Origin of the sequence: Cloacibacillus porcorum (assembly GCF_001701045.1) — a bacterium.
Lineage (GTDB): Bacteria > Synergistota > Synergistia > Synergistales > Synergistaceae > Cloacibacillus > Cloacibacillus porcorum.
Genome location: NZ_CP016757.1, coordinates 2,729,066 through 2,744,864, shown reverse-complemented (window position 1 = coordinate 2,744,864; position 15,799 = coordinate 2,729,066). Strand labels below are relative to the sequence as shown.

General features: G+C 55.2%; 14 protein-coding genes and 1 pseudogene. 14 read left to right on the top strand and 1 reads right to left on the bottom strand.

The annotated features are described in order from the left end of the window. Positions 1-140 precede the first annotated feature (140 nt). The 13 genes and pseudogenes from BED41_RS12480 (at position 141) to grdD (ending at position 13,327) form a co-directional block, all read left to right on the top strand. Positions 141-1,163, top strand: coding sequence for a TAXI family TRAP transporter solute-binding subunit (locus tag BED41_RS12480; RefSeq protein WP_084002448.1), 1,023 nt, complete (start codon positions 141-143; stop codon positions 1,161-1,163). A gap of 122 nt (positions 1,164-1,285) precedes the next feature. After that, positions 1,286-3,244: a TRAP transporter permease gene (locus tag BED41_RS12475; RefSeq protein WP_066746860.1), complete on the top strand. Its 1,959-nt coding sequence runs from the start codon at positions 1,286-1,288 to the stop codon at positions 3,242-3,244. An 88-nt stretch (positions 3,245-3,332) separates the two neighbouring features. After that, positions 3,333-3,485, top strand: a complete 153-nt coding sequence (locus tag BED41_RS12470) for a hypothetical protein (protein WP_157102353.1) — start codon at positions 3,333-3,335, stop codon at positions 3,483-3,485. Between the two features lie 323 nt (positions 3,486-3,808). Next, positions 3,809-4,417: an AraC family ligand binding domain-containing protein gene (locus BED41_RS12465; RefSeq protein WP_066746856.1), complete on the top strand. Its 609-nt coding sequence runs from the start codon at positions 3,809-3,811 to the stop codon at positions 4,415-4,417. Positions 4,418-4,429: 12 nt separating this feature from the next. Beyond that, positions 4,430-4,663: pseudogene (locus BED41_RS16215) on the top strand (helix-turn-helix domain-containing protein); the annotation flags it as partial. A gap of 132 nt (positions 4,664-4,795) precedes the next feature. After that, a complete protein-coding gene (locus BED41_RS12460; protein ID WP_066746854.1) occupies positions 4,796-6,025 on the top strand; it encodes a nickel pincer cofactor-dependent isomerase, group 22 in 1,230 nt (409 codons plus the stop codon). 87 nt (positions 6,026-6,112) lie between these two features. Further along, entirely contained in the window at positions 6,113-7,090 is a 978-nt protein-coding gene (locus BED41_RS12455; RefSeq protein ID WP_066746851.1) for a D-2-hydroxyacid dehydrogenase, read from the top strand. 44 nt (positions 7,091-7,134) lie between these two features. Continuing rightward, positions 7,135-8,448 carry an aspartate aminotransferase type Ic gene (locus BED41_RS12450; protein ID WP_229712308.1) on the top strand — a complete coding sequence of 438 codons (1,314 nt, stop codon included), beginning with the start codon at positions 7,135-7,137 and terminating at the stop codon, positions 8,446-8,448. A 213-nt stretch (positions 8,449-8,661) separates the two neighbouring features. After that, positions 8,662-9,495, top strand: a complete 834-nt coding sequence (gene dapF, locus BED41_RS12445) for a diaminopimelate epimerase (RefSeq protein WP_066746848.1) — start codon at positions 8,662-8,664, stop codon at positions 9,493-9,495. A 204-nt stretch (positions 9,496-9,699) separates the two neighbouring features. Then, a complete protein-coding gene (locus BED41_RS12440; protein WP_066746839.1) occupies positions 9,700-9,888 on the top strand; it encodes a hypothetical protein in 189 nt (62 codons plus the stop codon). A gap of 55 nt (positions 9,889-9,943) precedes the next feature. Beyond that, on the top strand, positions 9,944-10,333 hold the full coding sequence (locus tag BED41_RS12435; RefSeq protein ID WP_157102352.1) for a PucR family transcriptional regulator: 390 nt from the start codon (positions 9,944-9,946) through the stop codon (positions 10,331-10,333). A 286-nt stretch (positions 10,334-10,619) separates the two neighbouring features. Continuing rightward, the gene (gene grdC / locus BED41_RS12430) at positions 10,620-12,152 is read left to right on the top strand and encodes a glycine/sarcosine/betaine reductase complex component C subunit beta (protein ID WP_066746833.1); all 1,533 of its coding nucleotides are present in this window, start codon (positions 10,620-10,622) and stop codon (positions 12,150-12,152) included. Between the two features lie 11 nt (positions 12,153-12,163). Further along, a complete protein-coding gene (gene grdD, locus BED41_RS12425; RefSeq protein WP_066746830.1) occupies positions 12,164-13,327 on the top strand; it encodes a glycine/sarcosine/betaine reductase complex component C subunit alpha in 1,164 nt (387 codons plus the stop codon). A gap of 137 nt (positions 13,328-13,464) precedes the next feature. On the opposite strand, the gene BED41_RS12420 is transcribed toward grdD, so the two are convergent. Further along, on the bottom strand, positions 13,465-14,427 hold the full coding sequence (locus BED41_RS12420) for a threonine ammonia-lyase (RefSeq protein ID WP_066746827.1): 963 nt from the start codon (positions 14,425-14,427) through the stop codon (positions 13,465-13,467). A 663-nt stretch (positions 14,428-15,090) separates the two neighbouring features. Between BED41_RS12420 and BED41_RS12415 the strand changes: the two genes are divergently transcribed. Continuing rightward, on the top strand, positions 15,091-15,777 hold the full coding sequence (locus BED41_RS12415; RefSeq protein WP_066746825.1) for a 4Fe-4S double cluster binding domain-containing protein: 687 nt from the start codon (positions 15,091-15,093) through the stop codon (positions 15,775-15,777). Positions 15,778-15,799: the final 22 nt, after the last annotated feature.

Sequence of the window (15,799 nt, the reverse complement as noted above, 5' to 3'; positions counted from 1 at the left end):
CGCTGCCGGATAGAGATATACCGAGAGGCGTCGGAGCGATTTTTTGAAAGGGGAGATGCCGGCGGAAGACGACGTTTATGTAAAGGCGCAAGCAGGTTTGAATTTTGCTGGCAGTACGGGAAAATAAGGAGGAAGAAAATATGTTTCGTTCAAAAATTAATTTAGCAGCCGCGTTTGTTGTTTGCCTTAGTGTTTTTTTGTTCAGTTGCAGCACGGTAGCCGCCGCGCCGGCTTATCCTAAATTTGTCAAAATCGGCACGGGATTCCCTGGAGGCATATGGTATCCCGCTTCCGCCGTTCTGGCCTCTAAGCTGGAAGCAGCTTTGAAAAAAGCCGGCATAAATGCTCCCTGCTCCGTTCAGTCCACCGGCGGCGCCTTTAACGTCTCCGCCGTACACGAGGGCAAAGAGATGGTGCTGACGCTGACCACCGCGCAGAACCAGTATCTGGCCTATAAGGGAATGGCGCCCTACGAGAAGCCGCTGACGAATCTGCGTCTGGTCGGAACCCAGGAGCTGATGCTTGCGCAGCTGATCGTTCCCGAAAAATCCGATATCAAAGATCTCAGCCAGCTGAAAGACAAGAAGGTAAACGGGGGCAAGCTCGCGTCTACCGACAGGATGATGATTGAGGCGCTCCTTAAGGCCTACGGCATGTCATTCAACGACATTAAAGCCGCGGGCGGAGAGGTCATGTCCCTTGGATGGGATGACGCCTCTACGATGATGCAGGACGGCCATATGGACTTTATCGGCACATATGGCGGACTTATGCCGAGCATCGTCAACCTTATCATACAGCCGGGAGTTAAATTCCTCAGCATAGACGACGCGCACGCCGACAAGGTGCTGGCCGATCCCTCGATGACCGGTTATGTGAAAGCCACCATGCAGCCGAACACCTATGACAAGCAGAATTATCCCGTCAAGACCATCGCCATCCCCACCACCATCGTCTGCAACGCCGACCTGCCGGAAGATTTCGTCTATATCGTCACCAAAACCATCTATGAATCCGGCTATTATAAGGATTCTTTTAAGGCGACAGAGGCGAGGGGCTGGCCCAAAATCTGCAACCCACAGGACCTTCCTAAGGTAGCCAACATACCTCTTCACCCCGGTGCGCTGAAATATCTTAATGAAAAGGGTATCAAAGTAAAATAGGAGCCTCTTTTTCTAAATGATTGACAGGGAAGCGGCTTTCTCCAACACGAGAAGCTGTTTCCCTGCGGTCTATCGTCTTTTAGATGTGTAAGAAAGTATGTTAAAAGGAGGAACAAAAATAAATGATACAAAATGGAGAAGCTCGTCCGCTGACGGCCATCAGCTGTCTGCTTGAGGCTAAAAAATTTGGCCCGCGAGAGGTATTGGCTTTTATTATCGTAGGATTATCTTTTGCCTTTGTTGCTTTTCACCTATACGCCGGAATGTTTGGCCATCCCGAGGCGCATTTTTACAGATCCCTGCATTTGACCGGCGTATTGGTGCTATGCTTCATCTTCTTCCCGCTCAGCCGCCAATCGTGGAGCGATAAACCAAGTATATGGACGCTTGTCGATGTCGTGTGTATTCTGTTGAGTCTGGCGTTGGAGATTTACTATCTTTGGGATGTTGAAGCCTTTGAATTACGGCAGGTCATCTCTCCCAACACTGCTGACATCTGTATGGGAGTCATCCTTTGGCTTCTGGTTCTGGAGGCCACTCGGCGTTCGCTGGGGCTGCCGATGGTGCTTATCGCCATCTTCTTCACCTTTCAGGCGCTGTTCAGCGAACAGATGTTCTGGATTTTCTACGGACCGAGCACAAGTTTGAAATCACTGGTTCTGGACATGTATATGCAGGAGGGCGGTATCTTTGGCATGCCCCTCGGCACGATCGCCTCTTTTGTCGTCCTCTTCCTAATATTTGGCGCTTTCATGGAGGAGACCGGTACCGGACGCACCTTTACTGATCTTGCCCTTGGCGCCTTCGGCGCGAAGGTCGGCGGTCCCGCCAAGGCGGCGGTGGTAGGCAGCGCCTTCTTCGGCATGCTCTCCGGCAGCTCCTGCGCTAATGTTACGACCACCGGAACATTTACGATCCCCTTGATGAAAAGAGTCGGCTACGAGAGTACATATGCCGGCGGCGTTGAAGCCTGCGCCTCCACCGGCGGTATGTTCACACCGCCGATCATGGGGGCGACCGCCTTTGTCGTCGCCGCCTATCTGGGGCTCTCCTATGTAACGGTGGCGCTGGCTGCCGCCATCCCGGCGCTATGCTACTATTTCGCGCTTTTCGCCGCCGTGGACTTCCATGCCCGCAAGTCAAAAATCCCTCCTCTGAAAAAAGAGGAGATGCCGGTCGTAAAAGACGTCCTGAAGAATGGCGCTCATTTGCTGCTCCCCATCGGCCTCTTGGTCTATTTCCTGGTTTCGGGCTACACTGCGACTACCGCCTGTTTCTGGTCGATAGTAGGTCTGTTCATCGTCAGCTTCCTGAAAAAAAGCAGCCGTCCCGGCGCCGAAAATATCCTCTCCGTCTGTGAAGCGGCGGCCAAGGCGACGGTCGTGACGGCGATGGCCTGCGCCGCGGCTGGGATCATCGTCAGCTCTTCGACCTTATCCGGTGTGGGGCTGAAATTAGGGACGCAGATCGTGAGCATCTCCGGCGGACATCTGTGGCTGGCTTTGCTTCTGGCGGCTGTCCTGGCCGTTATATTGGGCATGGGGCTGACCACCACCGCGGTCTATATAATCATGGTTGTAACGGTCATTCCCCCCATTATGCAGATGGGCGTTCCCGCTTTGGCGGCTCATATGTACGCGCTCTTCTGGGGTGTGCTTTCAAATATCATACCGCCGGTGGCGATCGCCTCCTTCACCGCGGCCGGTATTGCCAAGGCCGGGCCGATGAAGACGGCGGTCAAGGGATTCTGCATCGGCTTTCCCGGGTTACTGGTCTTTGCTACCTTTGTATATAATCCCGGGTTGATCATGATCGGCTCTGCGGCGGATATTATCATCAACAGCGTCGGCTGTCTGATTGCGGTCGTCTGTTTTGCGGCGGTCATTGAAGGGTATGCGTTCGCGAAGATCAATCTTGTACTCAGAGCCGTCCTGTTTGTCTGCTCGCTGCTGTCCTTAAGCCCGCGTTGGGATCTTACCTTTGCGGGACTGGCCGGAGGCGTTATCATCCTGACGCTCAATTATCTCGCTTATAAAAAAGAGGGCCTTGATTTTGAACAGGGCGGAGAATTGGAGGCTTAAACAATAAACCATGAAAAGAAAATATATCAGATGGCTGTTTTTAATCGCATTCGTAATTTTCGCGGTGATTTTGAAAGAGCTGCGCCTGATGAATTCACATACCGGCCTGTTCATCATCCTTTGGCTGTTGGCCTCTTATGTCGTGGTGTTTGGCATCGTATATTTCCGCGATAAGGACGTGGTTATCGAGGCGGATTCAATCAGCGCGGAGGATGCAAGGATCGACGTCGGTCTCGAGTAGGGGAGGACGGTGCAATTCCATAGCTTCAGAGCCGGCGCTGCCGGCATATCACGCACCTTGAAAAAATAATAGCCGGTAAAGAGATTGAAATATACTTGTGCCGTGCATGATATTCAAGACCCGTCTGTAACGGCGCGGCATGGCGTTCACGATATCCGCTCGGCGGAGCAGACGTAGATTCAGATATTCGGACGGGCACGTTTCTCCGCCTCACAGCTCATGTCGGGGACAAGTGCGCGTATATAGTTATAGTATCCATTTAACGGGTTCTGATGTATGATATTATCAGCTTAAAATATTGCAGCTATGAAGGGAGAGTCACGATGTTTATTATTTTTCGTACCCAGCAGTGGAATTGGCGCAATCTGCATTTTCACAAAGGGATGGAGATATTGCTGACCCTCTCCGACGGCGGCAAAATGTACATCAACAACGCGGTCTATCCCATTCGCCGGGGTTCTCTCTTTGTCATGAACAACATGGATTTTCACCGCAGCGACGGCGCCAGCGACGAGCAGCCCTATCAGTTCTACGCGATCAACTTCGACGCCGATGAGGTGAGCGGTGTTTCCACCGCCGGATTTGACCTCACCTCCTGTTTTCTGGATCACCGAAACTTCAATCACCGTTACCAGCTCGGAGAAGATCAGCTGGAGAGGCTGCTGAAGCAGATCAAAAAGCTGGATTATTACCTCTCTCCGGAGTGTTCCGACTATGGGAAGGAGGTCTACGGCAAAATCTGTCTGGCGGAGATGCTCATACACATCAATGCGCTGTATGAGTCGACGAAAAACGAGGCCTCGCTTCCACGCAGCAAAAAGCCGCTTGACAGGATCTTTCCCGTCGTCCAATACATTCAGGAGCACTACGCGGAGGACCTTTCGCTGGAAAATCTCGCCAACACGTTCTTTATCAGCAAATCACAGCTGTGACGCACTTTTAAAAACGTGACGGGCATCACGTTGAGGGCGTTCATCACCAATATGAGGGTGTTCAAGGCAAAGGATTTCCTGCGCGCCGGTTACAGCGTGAAACTTGCGGGGGAAATGGTGGGTTTTTTAAGTACGAGTTACTTTATCAGTACCTTCACAAAGCTTGAAGGGGTATCGCCTAAACGATACTCGAAGCTCTCCTCCGCCTCAACTGAATTTGAATGGCGCATATCTGGGCCGTCATGACAGATATATCCCATCGGGCGCACATCGTTTACGCGGCAGGCGGTACACGGGCGTTATGCCAAGTACCGCCTGTAACTGTATGCGCTTCCCGTGGTGGGCGGCAGCATACTTATCTTACGAGGAGGATGAAAAATGCCTATATTGCTTGAAGAGCAGCTGAACTACCCTCTTCCCCAAATGCACAGGGTCCGGCAAAGTTTTTCCAGACCGCGGCTTGAGGACATTGAGGCGCATATAAAACAGGAGATCACTAAAAAAGAGATATCAGAGAAGATCAAGCCCGGCGCGAAGGTCGCCGTCGCAGTTGGCAGCCGGGGCATCAAAAATCTCGCGAAGATCGTGAAAGAGGTCATCGGGCAGATCAAAGAACTTGGCGGCGAACCGTTTATCATTTCCGCCATGGGCAGCCACGGCGGCGGAACGCCGGAGGGCCAGCGCGAAGTCCTCGCCTCTTACGGCATCACAGAGGAAAATATCGGCGTCGAGATAGTCACCTCCGTGGATGTGGTCCGCCTGGGCAGGACGTCGGGCGGAATAGACGTTTACTTTGATTCCGCGGCGCTCGGAGCGGATCTTATCGTGCCAATAAACAGGGTCAAGCTGCATACGGATTTTGTCGGGGATATCCAAAGCGGCGTCTGCAAGATGCTGGTCATCGGGCTCGGCAACCATGTCGGCTGTACCGCGGTGCACGAGGCGGATTTTGATAATTTCGCCGATATCCTGATCGAGGCCGCCGGGATGATAATGAAACACGCCAGCGTCGGATTCGGCGTGGCGATACTCGAAAACGCCTACGATGAAACGGCGATGATCGAGGCGATTCCCGCCGAAAAGATCATAGAACGGGAAAAAGAGCTGGTAAAGATTGCGAAGGACAATATGCCGACTTTGATGATCCCCGACATCGACGTCCTGATAGTCGAAGAGATCGGCAAAAACATCTCCGGCTCCGGCTTTGATCCCAATATCCTCGGCAAGAGTTTCCTGCTCAAAAAGTTCGTCCTGCCGGTGCCGAAGATCAAACGCATGGTACTTTTCGACGTCACGGATGAATCTCACGGCAACGCCGTAGGGGTGGGCATCTTCGATGTGATAACGCGCAAAGTCCTGAATAAGCTGGACCTGCCTCTGATGTACGCCAACGCGCTTGCCGTCAAGTCGCCGGAGGGCTCCAAGATCCCGATCACCGCCGACTCAGAGGATGAGGCGCTGCGCTTCGCGATCCAGCTGGCGAGGGGAGCCGACAGGAATAGGCTCAAAATCGTGAAAATTAAAAATACACTTGAGCTTGAAACGATAGAGGTCTCAGAGGCCCTTCTTGATCATGTGGCGGCGCACGAGAGGCTGACGCTGGTTTAGTCCTCAAGTACAGGCCATACCGCGGCCAGCGCGCAGGCGCGGCGCGGATAACGAATTTATAAAAAATTATATGAAGGTGGTTACGTTATGCAGGAGAAGAAAAAGATAGTCGTTTTGGATGGTTTTACCGTAAATTCAGACGATTTGAGCTGGGACGAATTGGGCGCTCTGGGCGATCTGACCGTATACGACCGCACGTCGCAGACGGACGAGCAGGAGGTTATAGCGCGTATCGGAGACGCCGAACTGGTCTACACGAAAAAGGTGCCGATCACGAAAAATATCATTGACGCCTGCCCGAGCGTAAAATTCATCAACATGCTGGCGACCGGTTATAATATCATCGACGTCGCCTACGCGAAGGAAAAGGGCATCCCCGTCGCCAATATCCCCACATACGGCAGCGCGGCGGTGAGCCAGTACGCGATTGCGCTGATGCTGGAGGCCTGCCTCCATATAGGCCATCACAGCGAGACCGTGCATGCCGGCAAATGGGAAAACAACATAGACTGGTGCTACTGGGATTATCCGCTGATCGAACTCGACGGAAAGACCCTGGGGATCTTGGGCCTCGGTAAGATCGGCACCCGCACGGCCGCCACCGCGGGCGCACTCGGTATGAAGGTGCTGGCCTATGACCCCTATCCCACGAACGCCGGCCGCGCCGTGGCCGATTACGTCGATTTTGAAACGCTGCTGGCCTCCTCCGACGTCATTGCGGTGCATATGCCGCTGAATCCGTTCAGCAAAGGGCTTATCAACAAGAACAATATAGAAAAAATGAAGGACGGTGTGATAATCGTCAACAACAGCCGCGGGCAGATAGTGGTGGAGCAGGATCTGGCGGATGCGCTGAACTCCGGCAAGGTCTCGGTGGCAGCCGTCGACGTCGTCTCTTCGGAACCGATCACGAAAGACAATCCGCTGCTTAACGCCAAGAACTGCATCATCACGCCGCACATCTCCTGGGCCTCGAAGGAATGCCGGCAGAGAATCATCGACTGCGCCGTTGCGAACGCGAAGGCATATATAGCGGGCGAATGTATCAACATCGTCAATAAATAAGTCCTTATTTGTGATGCGAGCCTCCTTTTGGGCGGCGATGCCGCGTGATATATAATAATCTGCGTCCGCCGCGGAAAAACTGCGGCGGGCTGATCAAGGGGGAATATATGATGTCGGAAAACGCTCTTAATCTAAATGAAATTCGTAAAAAATATGAGGAGCTGAAGGGGCTTGGCCTGAAATTGGATATGTCCAGGGGCAAACCTGATACGGCCCAGCTTGACCTCTCCATTCCGATGCTTCACACACTGGACGATAATAATTTTATCTGCGAGAACGGAATGGACGTCCGCAATTACGGTGAATTCAAGGGAATACCCGAGGTGCGCCGCCTCTTTGCCGAAATATTCGGCGTGTCGGCGGAGCAGGTCCTCGCCGGTGGAAGTTCGAGCATCAACATGATCTCCGACGCGCTCAAAAGATGCTTTATCAACGGACCGATGGAGGGGTTCACGCCCTGGTCGAAGCTGGAGAAGATTAAATTTATCTGTCCTGTCCCCGGTTATGACTGGCATTTCCATATCTGCGATACCTACGGTATTGAAATGCTTCCGGTGGTGACCCGTGAAGACGGCCCAGACATGGACGAGGTCGAGCGGCTGGCTAAGGACCCTGACGTGCGCGGGATGATCTGTGTGCCGATGTATTCAAACCCCACCGGCTTCACCTATTCCGACGAGACGGTCGAGCGCCTGGCGGCGATGGAGACGGCGGCCCCGGACTTCCGTCTGATATGGGACAACGCCTACTGTATGCACCACCTCTACGACGGCGACCGGGACGAGCTTGCCAACATCTACGAGGCCTGCCTCAGGCACGGAACGGAGGACCGGGTCCTCATGTTCACCTCCACCTCCAAGATAACCTTTGCCGGCGGCGGAGTCTGCGCGATGGCGGCAAGCCCCGCGAATATCGCCTTTGCCGCCGACCTTATCCGCTACCAGCTTGTCTGCTACGACAAGGTGAACCAGCTTTGTCACACGCGCTTCCTGCCGGACAAAAAGGCCGTGGAGGCGCATATGAGAAAGCACGCGGATATCGTGCGTCCGAAGTTTGAACTTGTGCTTCAGACGCTGGAACGCGAGCTCGGAGGGCTGGAACTCGTCCGCTGGGGCAGGCCGAAGGGCGGATACTTCATCTGCTTCGAGGCGCCGGAGGGCTGCGCGAAAAAGATAGTCCGCCTTTGCGAAGAAGCCGGCGTAAAGCTGACGCCGGCGGGCGCGACATATCCCCACGGACTGGACCCGAAAGACAGCATAATCAGGATCGCGCCCACCTATCCGCCGACGGATGAGCTGCGTCAGGCGCTGGAGGTCTTCACAACTGCGGTAAAGTTGGCGGCTGCCGAGAGAATTTAGCCTGCTCGGAGAAAAAGCGTATAGCACGATATATATGGGGCCTCCGCGGTAAAGTTCCTGACATAGGACGATACCGGCAGGAGGTCCCGATTACGTTCAAAGATGTGTAAAAAAGCGGAGAAAATCTCTTACTTTCAGTGTGTGGTGATTTCCGCTGTGGAAAGAGCCATTGTATAAGGTCTGTATAAGCTATTCCAGAGGGGGCAGTATAAGATGATAGAGTGCGTTAAGATGAACGGCAACGGGAACGATTTTCTTGTCTTAGATAACATGGCACTGCGTTATGACACGGAATTTCTCTCAAATCTTGCGGCAAAGGCCTGCCGCCGGCGGCAGGCGGTCGGCGCCGACGGACTGGTCGTCGCGGAGCCCTCGGCCGCCGCGGATTTTAAAATGCGTATCTTCAACCCAGATAGAACGGAGGGTGAAATGTGCGGCAACGGCGCTCGCTGCGTCTCGCGCTTCGCGCTGGACTATGGGATAGCGAAGACAGGAGAGCTGACCTTCGAAACGCTTGGCGGAATGGTACGCGCCGTGGTGGACGGTGGCCTCGTGACGATGGATCTCGCCCCTGTTTCGCTTCGCGGCATGGTCACGGACGGACGCCTCTGCGTGGGGGAGGATGAATTCGAATACTCTTTTATCACCGTCGGCGTCCCCCACTGCGTAATCTTTGAGCGCGAGAGGAGCCGCCGCTTTGAAGAGTACGCGCCGGTCGGACGCGCGATCCGCCGCAGATCGGACCTCTTTCCACAGGGAACGCATGTGAACTTCGCCGTCATGGGCGGCGAAGCGGATATGATCGACATCATGACATACGAGCGCGGAGTGGAGGATATGACGCTCTCCTGCGGCACCGGTTCGGTGGCCTCGGCGATCGTCTCGTGGCTTTCCGGACGCACGGGGCCGGATGTTCGCGTTAAGAACCCCGGCGGCGTGAACGGCGTGAGCCTTTTGCGGAGTGAAAATGGGGATATCCTGCCGAAGCTTGAGGGGCGCGCCGTCGCCGTCGCGGAGATATCGATTATGCCGGAGGCGCTTCTCTGATTTTGTCCTATGCCGTCAGCCACGAACCCCGTTTGCGTCGATAGAGACATTTTTGTGGTAAAAAACTGAAACATAGCTTTCCTTCTCTTCTGTATAATAACTTTAGTTCGTAAAGAAGGAGCTGTCCGCACAAAAAATCCGCAGCCTGACGGAAGGGCGGCCCCTGCTGAGGATATTTGTGGCCGAACGCCAGCCTTTAGATGGATGGCCAGCACGGGAAATTTCTTTGCCGGAAGAAAATTTTCCGCCGCTGTAGGAAGATTTAGCGAGCGCGCTTTGGCGGCCGTTACAAAATTGTCATTCTTTGGCTATCTGCTTTTTGAAGGTAACCCCGATATTCCTCCTCCCTATTTGAAGGCGCGGCCTGTGAAAACGCAGGCCGCGCCTTTTTAAGAGGCTCTAGTAGAGGCGCTTGATACCGGGGGCCGCGTTTGTTCGAAAGGGGATAATGAAAATAGACCGTTTGTCTCATTGTCAGCTATGCGAATATAGAGAAGAGGACTATGACCTCCATGACGATATAAAGACATATGGAGATATGTTGTCCGTATTGGGGCTGCTGTCAGAAAGCTCCCGGCGTGATTTTACCACCAGGGTCTTACGGGATATCGACAGACGGTCGGACTACAAAGCTATACGGGACACCTTTATGGAGTGGTGCGAATCGCCGTTTTCAAGCAGCGGTTCCGCGCGCCGCCTGCGCCTTCACCGGAACAGTCTCCAATACAGGCTTAAAAAGATCAGAGCTTTGACGGGAAAAGACCCCTGGAAATTTAAAGACGCCTTTGACCTCTGGGTGGCATTCTCGCTGAAGGATATGGAAAACCTTAAATCATAAAGCCTCCGCCCGCATAAGTGGCAAAAATGGAAAGCCACAACAGAATGGGAGGCCCGCAAAAATCGGTCGGATTTTTGCGTAATTTCCAGGTATTTTATTCCAAGTTACCTTTTCTAACCGGGAAAAGGGGCAGAGTATGTGAAATATTATTCATAAGCATAAAGACATATCAGGAAAAATAAAATATACTATCTCCTAAGATATGGTAGTATGGAGTTTGTTGTAAAGTTATATACGGTCAACAGAGATAAATTACGCGATCAAACCAACAGGAGGAGTAATTAAAATGCCAAACGCAGCGATCAAAGCGGCAGCCTATTCATTAAACCACACACCCGAGCTCGGCCTCTGGTACGGCAACACCCCCTTTGTAGAGAGGGAGACGCACCCCGATTCAGAATTCCTCAAAGAACTTCCCAAATACCAGCAGAACTACCACGAGGCGGCCAGCTACGCTCCGAACCTCACATACATCGGCGCCATGGAGATAGAGGACTTTGAAACGCGTCCCCAGCCCTGGTACAAGAACCTTGAGCCGCAGGAGATCCGTTTCGGGAAATACGGCGAGATCATGCCCGAAGACGAGACGATCGCCTTCCTCGACATCTGCGACGTATTCGACCTTGTCTGGCTTGATAAGGATTTCTCCGCCGCCGTCAAGGAAAAGATCGCCAAACACCCCCTGATGCGCGAAGATATCGTAGCGCGCCTCGAGGCAGGCCACGACGCGGCTGAGATAGAGAACGAAGTCAAGACCGCGGGCGCGCTGCCCCTCTATGTCGACGGCAAGGTTGTCGGCTGCGCGAGAAGGGGACACGAAGTCGACCCGAACCTCACCGCCTATGAGCTGCTGGTGAACATCACCTGCAAGGCGAGCGCCGTGCTCTCACTGCTCCACCTCATCCAGAACAGCGGTATGAAGCCCGAGGATATCGACTTTGTCATCGAATGTTCGGAAGAGGCGGCCGGCGACATGAACCAGCGCGGCGGCGGCAACTTCGCGAAGGCCATCGCCGAAATAGCGGGCTGCGTGAACTCCTCCGGCTGCGACGTGCGCGGCTTCTGCGCGGGCCCCGTTAACGCGGTTCTCTCCGGCGCTTCGATGGTCGCCGCGGGAACCCGTAAGAACGTCGCGGTCATCGCGGGCGGCGCGATTCCCAAGCTTTACATGAACGCGCGCGACCACGTCAAAAAAGAGCTTCCCGCCCTTGAAAACTGCATCGGCTCCTTCGGCGTCCTCATCGTTCCCGACGACGGCACCCTGCCTGTGATCCGCCTAGACGCGATCGGCAAGCATACTGTCGGCGCGGGCGCTTCGCCGCAGACCGTCACCTCCGTCCTCACCTACGAGCCGCTTCAGAAGGTCGGACTGACATTTGCCGATGTGGATAAATTCTCACCGGAGCTCCACAACCCCGAGATCACCCTTCCCGCTGGCGCGGGCGACGTGCCGACGGCGAACTTCAAGATGATCGCGGCCCTCGCGGTGATGAAGAAGGCCATCGAAAAGGCCGACATGGTGAAGTTCACAAAAGAGCATGGTATGACAGGCTTCGTCCATACGCAGGGACATATTCCCTCCGGAGTGCCGTTCATGGGGCACGCCGCCGACGCCATCAACGCCGGCAAGATGACCCGCGCGATGATCATCGGTAAGGGCAGTCTCTTCCTTGGTCGTCTGACCAACCTGGCCGACGGCGCCTCGTTCCTCATCGAGAAGCCGCAGCCCAAGCAGGCGGAAGCCACAGTGAGCAAAGAAGAGATCCGCGAACTCATCCTTGAGAGCCTCGGAGAACTTGCCGCAAGCCTCAAAAAGTAAGGGGAAAAACAATGACAGATAACGCATCCGTAAAGGCCTTGATAGGCGACATACTGGGCGAAATAATAGAAGAGGCTAAAGAGGGCGGCGGCAAAAAGACCAAAGTCGGCCTTATGGCATACGGCAGCGAGCTCGGCCAGGAAGAGCTCTGCCGTGGCGCGCGCCTCGCAATGCAGAACGACCCCAGCGTGAAAGTATTCTGCATCGGCCCGAAACTCGCGGGCTACGAAGACCTTAACTGGGTCGAGACGGCGGCGGACGAGCACGAAATATCCGCGGCGATGGAAAAGGCACTGAGCGACGGGACCATAGAAGGTGCGGTAGCTCTCCACTACCCGTTCCCCGTCGGTGTAACCACAATAGGAAAGGTATTTACGCCTGGCAAAGGGAAACCGTGCTTCGTAGCCTCCTCTACGGGCACGTCCTCCCCGGTCAGGACGGAGGCTATGCTCCGCAACGCCATCTACGGCATCGCGGTAGCGAAGTCTGCCGGCATACCGGAGCCGACGGTCGGCGTCCTCAACCTTGACGGCGCTCAGACAGTTCTGCGCGCCCTCCAGAAACTCAAGGACAACGGCTACGGCATTAACTTCGCGGAGAGCATCAGAAAAGACGGCGGCGCGATCCTTCGCGGCAACGACCTGCTCGCCGGAGCGGCCGACGTCTGTGTGACGGACACCCTCACCGGAAACGTCCTTATGAAGCTCTTCGGAGCCTGGACCACCGGCGGCAACTACGAAGCGATGGGTTGGGGTTACGGCCCCTCCGCCGGAGAGGGCTGGAACAAGGTCATCTCGATCATCTCCCGCGCCTCGGGTGCTCCTGTCATCGCCTCCGCGCTCTCGCTCAACGCTAGCGCCGCGAAAAACGGACTCCCCGCGATCGTGGCGAAGGAGCTGGCGGCGGCTAAGGCGGCCGGACTTGACGATCTCATCGAGGCCATGCAGCCGAAACAGGCGGCGGCCGAGGAAGATGTCAAAGCCCCCGCGGCCGAGCCGACAGACGAAGAGATCCACGGCGTCGACGTCCTTGAGATAGAAAACGCTGTCAAGGCGCTCTGGAAGGCCGGTATCTACGCCGAGTCCTCAATGGGCTGCACCGGCCCCGTCATTAAGTTCGCGAAGAAGAACGAAGAAAAAGTCAAAGAGGTTCTGGTCGCTGCCAACTACCTCTAGTAGCGGCAGACTGCGAAAAAACTTCCCCATAAATAAAAAGGACGCCCCGGCATTTTTGTCAAGGGCGTCTTCTTATTTCTGGTGCTTTAAGATTTGAGCAAAATAAGCATATGTAGGGCGGTTACGCTGCGGAGGTTCTATATACTTACGTCCCGCAGGATTTCCAGCTGCTCTAGTCCCACGTTGCCGCCGGAGATGAGCAGGCAGACCTTCTCATCCTCCCTTACGGAGATACGCCCCTCGAGCAGCGCCGCCGCGCCGATGCAGGAGGCTGGTTCGGCGAGCAGCTTTCCCTCCGTCAGCAGCAGCTTCATCCCCTTTTTGATGTACTCCTCCGAGACGCGGACAATTCCCTCCACGTTGGCCTGCACGACGGGGAAGTTCCTGACCCCAGGCGTCTGCGAGGCGAGGGCGTCCGCCAGCGAGCGCCGCTGCGGAACGGTGACACGTTCTCCGGCGGCGAGGCTCTCGCTGTAGCGCGGCAATATATCAGGCTCCGCGCCGACGACGCGTATCCTTCCCTCCGAGACGGCCTTCAGCGCGGTGGAAAGGCCGCCGATCAGTCCGCCGCCGCTGACGGGGGATATCACGCAGTCCAGATCCGGCTCCTGTTCCAAGATCTCCAGGCCGGCGGTGCCCTGTCCGGCCATTATCTCGTAGTCGTCGTACGGCGGTGCCATCGTTCCGCCGCGCTCGCGGCAGATATCCTCGGCGATCCTGAAACGCTCTGAGGTTTCGCAGAGCACGACCTCCGCCCCGAGTTTCCCGATCGCCTCGATCTTATTCTGCGGCGCGGTCCGCGGCATGACGACGGTACACTTCGCCCCCAGCAGCCCCGCGGCGTAGGCGAGCGCCTTTCCGTGATTGCCGGAGGAGGCCGCGACGACGCCGCGGCCAAGCTGCTCGGCGGAGAGCGACAGCAGCTTATTGACGGCCCCGCGCAGCTTGAACGAGCCCGTCCTCTGCATGGACTCAAGTTTTGCGTAGACCCGGCATCCGAGGTATTGATCCAGATTCCCTAGCCTTATCAGCGGCGTCTCCGTGATATACGGAGCGATGCGCTCTCTAGCCTCTTTTATCTGGCTGACGGTGAACTGCATATGGAGCCCCCCTCTTTGATTGTTTCTCTATCATACATTCGCGGCAAATAATTGTAAAACGGCATGTTCTATCCTGGGATAAACGCATAAATAATGGTCGGAGGCGATAAACAACGGTTTATCTCAGATTTTTGGCTCCCTCTCCGAGGCGGCCAGGGAGCCAAATCAGAGCTCTTCTGATTTGTGCGATAAGTGAGACAGAAAATCTATTGATTTTCGTCGTCGAACTTAGTTTTTCCATCATTCGGCTGGTAGTTACATCAGAGGTGGATCGCCGCCGTTTTTGCGGCGAGACGGAAGGAGTGTTGCTCTGTTTGGCGCGAGAACCGCGCCAAACAGAGCCCGCGGCAAAAGCCGCGGGAGAACCTAAGGTCAACTCTCCCTCAGTCCCTACGGGACAGCTCTGATGTAACTACCAGCCGAATCGCACTAAATCAAAGATTTCGGCTCCCTGGCCGCCTCAGAGAGGGAGCCAAAATCTTTGTTAAACAGTAATTTATATCCTTTTTGACTTTTGCTGATGCGTTTGCTCCGCTGTCTTTCCATGCATGGCTTCACCGTGAATGAAGTATTCCACGGGAGGAAATCATGGCGGCATGGTGTAAAATTTACCAAGGACCTTATGGTCCGCATCATATCTTCTGTTATTGGAGGGCGTGTGGTATGCTGTCGGAGGAATTCAAAGACTTTTTATATGGTATCGGCGCGAAGCTCGTCGGCTTTGCGGATATGAGCGGTGTGGCGGGGTGCGGCTATCCCCGCGCAGTCTCGGTGGCGCTTCCGGTACCGCCGCACATTCTGCGGGAGATTGCGGACGGCCCGACAAAGAGCTACTATTACATGTACCATGAACTCAACAACGGGCTGAACCGAATAGTTACCTCCGGCGCGGAATACCTGCGCGAACGCGGCTATTCCGCGCAGCCGCAGACGACCGACGCCGTGAGCTATGACGCTGACTGCCGCAGCGCCCTGCCGCACAAAACGGTGGCGGTACGGTCCGGTCTTGGCTGGATCGGCAAAAGCTGCCTGCTCGTCACCCCAGAATACGGCTCCGCGGTGCGCATCTCTTCGCTGCTCACAGACGCGCCGCTCGCCTGCGCCTCATCCGTGATGGAGCCGCTCTGCGGCGGCTGTGACCTCTGCCGCAGCTCCTGTCCTGGTCAGGCTTTGAGTGGCCTTTTGTGGAACAGCGCGGTGGACCGCGACCTGATTGTGGATACCGGAAGGTGCACGCGCAAGCAGCGGGAGCTGATGATGGCCCGCACGGGCATAGAGGCGGACATCTGCGGCAAATGCTTCGTCGTCTGTCCCTACACGGCAAAATATCTCAGCGCCGCGGCAAAATAGGCGGCGATAAAAATTGCCCGCC